Annotated in this window: 7 protein-coding genes; all 7 read right to left on the reverse strand. The window is 59.6% G+C overall.

From position 1 onward, the window contains the following. Nucleotides 1-69 precede the first annotated feature (69 nt). Nucleotides 70-882, reverse strand: a complete 813-nt coding sequence (locus KGA88_RS08495; RefSeq protein WP_223590120.1) for a zinc-dependent peptidase — start codon at nucleotides 880-882, stop codon at nucleotides 70-72. A gap of 4 nt (nucleotides 883-886) precedes the next feature. Further along, on the reverse strand, nucleotides 887-1,543 hold the full coding sequence (locus KGA88_RS08500) for a DedA family protein (RefSeq protein WP_110660565.1): 657 nt from the start codon (nucleotides 1,541-1,543) through the stop codon (nucleotides 887-889). Between the two features lie 270 nt (nucleotides 1,544-1,813). Continuing rightward, nucleotides 1,814-2,275, reverse strand: coding sequence for a GNAT family N-acetyltransferase (locus KGA88_RS08505; protein WP_007970197.1), 462 nt, complete (start codon nucleotides 2,273-2,275; stop codon nucleotides 1,814-1,816). A gap of 114 nt (nucleotides 2,276-2,389) precedes the next feature. Then, nucleotides 2,390-3,226: an ethanolamine ammonia-lyase subunit EutC gene (gene eutC / locus KGA88_RS08510; protein ID WP_411740838.1), complete on the reverse strand. Its 837-nt coding sequence runs from the start codon at nucleotides 3,224-3,226 to the stop codon at nucleotides 2,390-2,392. Then, a complete protein-coding gene (locus tag KGA88_RS08515; RefSeq protein WP_110660567.1) occupies nucleotides 3,223-4,617 on the reverse strand; it encodes an ethanolamine ammonia-lyase subunit EutB in 1,395 nt (464 codons plus the stop codon). The genes eutC and KGA88_RS08515 overlap by 4 nt, the downstream gene beginning before the upstream one ends. Nucleotides 4,618-4,808: 191 nt before the next feature. Next, nucleotides 4,809-6,182 (reverse strand): ethanolamine permease, encoded by a 1,374-nt coding sequence (gene eat, locus KGA88_RS08520; RefSeq protein WP_110660569.1) that lies wholly within the window; start codon nucleotides 6,180-6,182, stop codon nucleotides 4,809-4,811. Between the two features lie 219 nt (nucleotides 6,183-6,401). After that, a partial coding sequence (locus tag KGA88_RS08525; protein WP_223590122.1) for an aldehyde dehydrogenase family protein occupies nucleotides 6,402-6,604 on the reverse strand: 203 nt, incomplete at its 5' end.

Genomic DNA, 6,604 nt, shown 5'->3' on the forward strand with positions numbered 1-6,604 from the left:
GACCAAAAAGTGGCGGCGATTATAGGCATATTCCTGGATCGACGCCATGTACCAGAAGTCGTATGGCGCTTACTGGTGTGCCTGATAGACAGGGTCATGCGCCTGAAGTTGCTTCAACCTCGCCAGCGGGTCCTGGCGATAGAACAACTTCAACTGTTGATACACCTGTGGATAAGCCTCGTGCAGCAAATCCGGGGCGCTGAAGAAGTATTCGCTGGTGACGGCGAAGAACTCGGCAGGGTTTTCGGCGGCATAGGGATCGATGGCCGTTTCGGCATCGGGATTGCGCTCCAGTTGCCGGTCGAGGTCGTCATAGGCCTCTTGCATGACGTTGGCCCAGTCGCTGACGCGCATGTCGGCATGCAACGGCGGCAGGCCATTGGCCACGCCATTGAGCATGTCGAGTTTGTGCGCCAGTTCGTGGATCACCAGGTTGTAGCCTTCCCAGCCACCACTGGCCATCACGCCGGGCCAGGCGAGGATGATCGGGCCTTGCTGCCAGGCTTCACCGCTGTGTTCACCGTCCCATTCGTGCTCGACGCCGCTGGCATCACGATGGCGCTGGGGGCTGAGGAAGTCATCGGGGTAGAGGATTATTTCGTGGAAGCCCTGATACCAGTTCAGGTCGCCGAGGTGCAGCAGCGGTAGTTGCGCCTGGGCAGCGAGCAGCAAGCGTTGCTCCTGATGCAGTTTGACGCCGGGCAGGGCGGTCAGGTGCTTGTCTTCGAGGAACAGCACGCAGGCTTCGCGTAGCCATCGGTCTTCGGCGGCACTGATGCCGTCGAGAAAGCTCAGGTGATGGCGCACCCGTTGCCACATGTCATCGGCAATCGGGTGCTTGGCCAGGGTGCGCCGGCGACGCCAGGCGCTCAGAGACCACATCGTGTCAGCGCGATTCGGCTTTTGAGCTCGAACCCGCAAGGCGGCTACGCACCATGCCAATGATCATCGGCACCAGCGAAAGCAGGATGATGCCCACAATCAGCAGCGACAGGTTTTTCTTGATGAACGGCACGTTGCCGAAGAAGTAACCGAGCGTCACCAGGCCGCCGACCCACAGGATGGTGCCCAGCACACTGAAGCCAAAGAAGCGCGGGTAGGGCATTTTCCCCACACCGGCGACGAAGGGCGCGAAAGTACGGATGATGGGCAGGAAGCGCGCCAGCGTCACGGTTTTGCCGCCATGCTTGTCGTAGAAATCGTGGGTTTGTTGCAGGTAGTCGCGGCGGAAGATCTTCGAGTTCGGATTGCTGAACAGTTTTTCACCCGCCGTTCGTCCGATGATGTAGTTGGTACTGTCGCCCAGAATCGCCGCCAGCATCAGCAGGCCGCCGAGCAGTACCGGGTCCATGCCGCCACCGGCCGCCACGGCGCCAGCGATGAACAGCAGGGAGTCGCCCGGCAGGAAGGGCATGACCACAAGGCCGGTTTCACAAAAGATAACCATGAACAGAATGGCGTAGATCCACGCCCCGTAGTTGGCTACAAGCATGTCGAGGTAGACGTCGAGATGCAGCACAATGTCGATCGGGTTGAAATCCATGCAAAGCACCTGTGTTAATGGCCCAACTCGGCAGGCCTGTGCGGATGACTTCGGGTAAGACTACAGACAGGTGTAGTTTTTCTTACATGCCGGGAAGGTCGGGATTATACGAGGCAAGAGGTGAAAATCGCGTCGAGATTGTAGCGGGGAATGTCATGAAAGGGCTGATGTTTGATAACGAACAGGTGGGAGCGAGCCTGCTCGCGATGCCGTCGCCTCGTTGGACCCGTGTAATCCAGTCGATGCCATCGCGAGCAGGGTACAGGTGATTCAGAGTTCGTCGCTGATCGGCAGCACATAGTTCTTGAATTCGGTGTCTACCTTGAAGCCGATGGACTCGTAGGTTTTCTGCGCGATTTCATTGTTGCTGCTGGTGGAAACACGCATGCGCACGGCATTGGTTTCCTTGGCCATTTTTTTCGCGGTACGGATCAGGTTATCGGCCACCAACTGGCGGCGGGCGTCCTCGGCGACATAAATATCGTTGAGGATCCACACGCGTTTGAGCGAAAGCGAGGAGAAGCTCGGGTACAGCTGACAGAACCCCATCAGTTTGTGGCTGTCGTCATCGGACAGCGCCAGGTAGATCACCGACTCCTTGCGACGCAGGCGTTTTTCGAGGAACGCTCGTGACGAGTCCGGATACGGCAGGGAACCATAAAACTCGCGATATTTGACGAACAATGGGGTCAGCAGGTCCAGGTGTTCGAGGGTCGCTTGAATAATCCGCATGGTAGGTCTCGTCTTCAAGTGGCTGTCTTACGTCTCTGACGGCGATGGGAAACCTTTGGCGGCCGCGCAACGATCCTGCCTGAAATTGGTACGAATGTGCAATGCAGAAGCGGTTCAGGCATTCGGCGGGCCGAGCAGGAAATTACCTTTCATGTCGGTTCCTGCATCCGATTCCAGTGTCTGGACCTGTGCTTCATCCTTCAGATTGACCCCTGACAACTGCCGCCGACAGGCTTCGCGCATCAAATACAGCAAACGGTGTGCCGCCATGCCGTAACTCAGGCCTTCGAGCCGCACGTTGGAGATGCAATTACGGTAGGCATCGGTAAGGCCGACCTTGGGATTGTAGGTGAAATATAACCCCAGGCTGTCCGGGGAGCTGAGTCCAGGGCGTTCGCCGATGAGGATTACGGTCATTTTCGCCCCCAGCAACTCACCGATTTCGTCCGCGACCGCCACGCGCCCCTGTTCCACCAATATCACCGGCGCCAAGGCCCAGCCTTCGGCGGCAATCTGTTCTTCGAGACGTGCCAGAAAGGGCAGGGTATGGCGATGGACGGCCAGTGCCGACAGGCCGTCGGCGATCACGATCACCAAATCGACCCCGCCAGGATGCGCCGAAGCGTATTCACGCAGGGTCTTTGCCGACGCGTCATTGAGCTTTCGTCCCAGGTCCGGGCGTTGCAGGTAACTGTTGCGGTCGATCGCTGCGCTGTGCAGCAAAAGGCATTCGTGTCCGCGTTCGGCCAGTTTTGCATTGAGTGCCGCGTGATCGAACGGCAAGTGCACCGCATCCCGCGCCTGGGCGTGGGCGTATTGGAAGTCCAGTTGTGCGCGGGTGGGAATGCTGGTGCCGGTTCGGCCCAGGGCAATTCGCGCCGGTGTCAGGCGTCGCAGTTCAAGCCATGGGTTGTGGGGATCGAAGGGTAGTTTATCCATGTCATTACTCATCCCAATTGCGCCAGGGCCTGCCGAAAGGCCGGCGGCAGGCTGTCACCGAAGAGAACTCTGCCGTCCGATTGAGTGAAGATGCCCATTTTCGCCAGCCACTGCTCGAACTCCGGTGCGGGCTTCAACCCCAGGGTCTGCCTGGCGTAGAGCGCATCGTGGAACGAGGTGGTCTGGTAATTGAGCATGATGTCGTCGGAACCGGGGATACCCATGATGAAGTTGATTCCGGCGACGCCCAGCAGGGTCAGCAGGGTGTCCATATCGTCCTGGTCAGCTTCGGCATGGTTGGTGTAGCAGATGTCACAACCCATGGGCACGCCCAAAAGCTTGCCGCAGAAGTGATCTTCCAGGCCGGCGCGGATGATCTGTTTGCCGTTGTACAGGTATTCCGGGCCGATGAAGCCAACGACGGTGTTGACCAGAAACGGGTTGAAGTGACGCGCGACGGCATAGGCGCGGGTTTCGCAGGTTTGTTGGTCGACGCCATGGTGGGCGTTGGCCGACAGGGCGCTGCCCTGGCCGGTTTCGAAGTACATCAGGTTCTGGCCGAGCGTGCCGCGGTTCAGGCTCAAACCGGCGTCATAGCCTTCCTTCAATACACTCAGGTTGATGCCGAAACTGGCGTTGGCCGCTTCGGTGCCGGCGATCGACTGGAACACCAGGTCCAGCGGCACGCCCCGATTGACCGCTTCAATCGACGTGGTGACGTGGGTCAGCACGCACGCCTGGGTCGGGATCTCGTAGCGTTGGATGATCGCGTCGAGCATTTCCAGCATGGCGCAGATCGAGGCGATGCTGTCCGTGGCCGGATTGATGCCGATCATTGCGTCGCCATTGCCGTGCAGCAGACCGTCGAGAATGCTCGCGGCGATGCCGGCCGGTTCGTCGGTGGGGTGGTTCGGCTGCAGGCGCGTGGACAGGCGTCCGCGCAGGCCCAGGGTGCCGCGAAACTGCGTGACCACGCGGATTTTCTGCGTCACCAGCACCAGATCCTGCACGCGCATGATCTTCGAGACGGCGGCAGCCATTTCCGGGGTCAGGCCGGGGGCGAGGGCGCGCAGGACGTGTTCGTCGGCGGCATCGCTGAGCAGCCAGTCGCGAAAACCACCGACGGTGAGGTGGCTGACGACGGCGAAAGCCTGTTTGTCGTGGGTATCGATGATCAGTCGGGTGACTTCATCGGATTCGTAGGGGATCAGTGCTTCCTGCAGGAAGTGGCTTAGCGGAGTGTCGGCCAAAGCCATCTGTGCGGCCACGCGCTCGCCATCGTTGAGCGCGGCGACGCCGGCCAGGAAATCCCCGGAGCGCGCCGGGCTGGCCTTGGCCATCACTTCCTTGAGGCTGTCGAAGCGGTAAGTCTGGGCGCCGACGGTATGGGCGAATGCGGCCATGGGGCGGTGTCCTCCAATAATTACTGCAATCTGCTCTTCCTGTGGGAGCGGGCTTGCTCGCGAATGCGGTGTGTCATTCAAAATAGATGTCGACTGACACGACGTCTTCGCGAGCAAGCCCGCTCCCACATGGGAACTGCGTGCACTTCAATAATGCAGGCGCCGGGCAACAGGCCCGGAGCCGGTGCATCTCATATACCTTCGAGCATAGCGTCTGCCGGTGCTTCGGATCGTTGCTTGGCGGTCAACTGGAAGTACAGGTAACCGGCAGCCATGAAACCGAGGAAGATCAGGCCGATCAAGGTGTTGAACCACGCCATCGCCACCAGGCACACCACCGCCAGAAACAGCGCGATCCCCGGTACGATCGGATAGCCCGGCGCGCGGAAGGTACGTTCCAGGTTCGGTTCGGTTTTACGCAGCTTGAACAGGCTCAGCATACTGATGATGTACATCACGATGGCGCCGAATACCGACATGGTGATCATTGCCGCCGTCAGGGTCATGCCTTGCAGGTTGACCAGCCCGTCGCTGTAGATCGCCGCGATGCCTATCACGCCACCGGCCAGGATCGCCCGGTGTGGAGTCTGGAAGCGCGAGAGTTTGGCCAGCCCTTTGGGCAGGTAGCCGGCGCGGGCCAGGGCGAAGAACTGCCGGGAATAGCCAAGAATGATCCCGTGGAAACTCGCGACCAAACCGAACAAACCGATCCAGACCAGCATGTGCATCCAGGTTGAATTGTTGCCGACCACGGCTTTCATCGCCTGAGGCAACGGATCGTTGATGTTCGACAGTTGACGCCAGTCGCCGACGCCACCGGCCATCACCATCACGCCGATGGCCAGGAACACCAGGGTCAGAATACCGCTGACGTAGGCCTTGGGGATTGTGCGTTTCGGGTCCTTGGCTTCTTCGGCGGCCATGGCAGCGCCTTCGATGGCGAGAAAGAACCAGATCGCGAAGGGAATGGCGGCGAAAATACCGGGAATCGACGCCATCGTGAACTCATTGGCGCCCGACCAGCCATTGAGTACGAAGTTGCTGAAGCTGAAGCCCGGAGCGACCACGCCCATGAACACCAGCAGTTCAGCGACCGCCAGCACCGTGACCACCAATTCGAAGGTGGCCGCGATGCTGACGCCAAGGATGTTCAGGCCCATGAACACGAAATAGGCGCCAACGGCGGCGATCTTCGGGTCAAGTTCCGGGTATTGCACGTTCAGGTAGGCGCCGATGGCCATGGCGATGGCCGGTGGTGCAAAGACGAATTCGATCAGGGTGGCGATGCCGGCGATCAATCCGCCTTTCTCGCCAAAGGCCCGGCGGCTGTAGGCAAACGGCCCGCCAGCGTGGGGAATCGCCGTGGTCAGTTCGGTGAAGCTGAAGATGAAGCAGGTGTACATCGTCGCCACCATCAACGCGGTGACGAGAAAGCCCAATGTGCCTGCGGTGCCCCAGCCGTAACTCCAGCCGAAGTACTCGCCGGAAATCACCAGGCCGACGGCAATGCCCCATAAATGCAGGGTGCCGAGTGTGGGTTTGAGCTGTGTGGAAGAAGTAGTCATAAGTCCTCTCTAATTTTTATTGTTCGATCTTTTGGACTTTCGGGTGCGACGGGTTGGGTGCAAATCCTGAATGACGGGTACGCAAGGCCCGTGCCAGAGCGGCCAGCCTTTGGTGTTGTGTCATTTAGGACGCCATCGCCGGCAAGCCGGCTCCTACAGGTTTACGCGGTCTGTAGGAGCTGGCTTGCCAGCGATGGACTCACCTCATTTCAAGAGGGGTTAGAAGAAGCCCAACGGATTGATGTCGTAGCTCACCAGCAGGTTTTTGGTCTGCTGATAGTGATCGAGCATCATTTTGTGGGTTTCACGGCCGACGCCGGACTTCTTGTACCCGCCGAACGCGGCGTGCGCCGGGTACAGGTGGTAGCAGTTGGTCCACACACGACCGGCCTTGATGGCGCGGCCCATGCGGTAGGCGCGGT

This window comes from Pseudomonas sp. A-R-19 (assembly GCF_019956575.1).
GTDB lineage: Bacteria > Pseudomonadota > Gammaproteobacteria > Pseudomonadales > Pseudomonadaceae > Aquipseudomonas.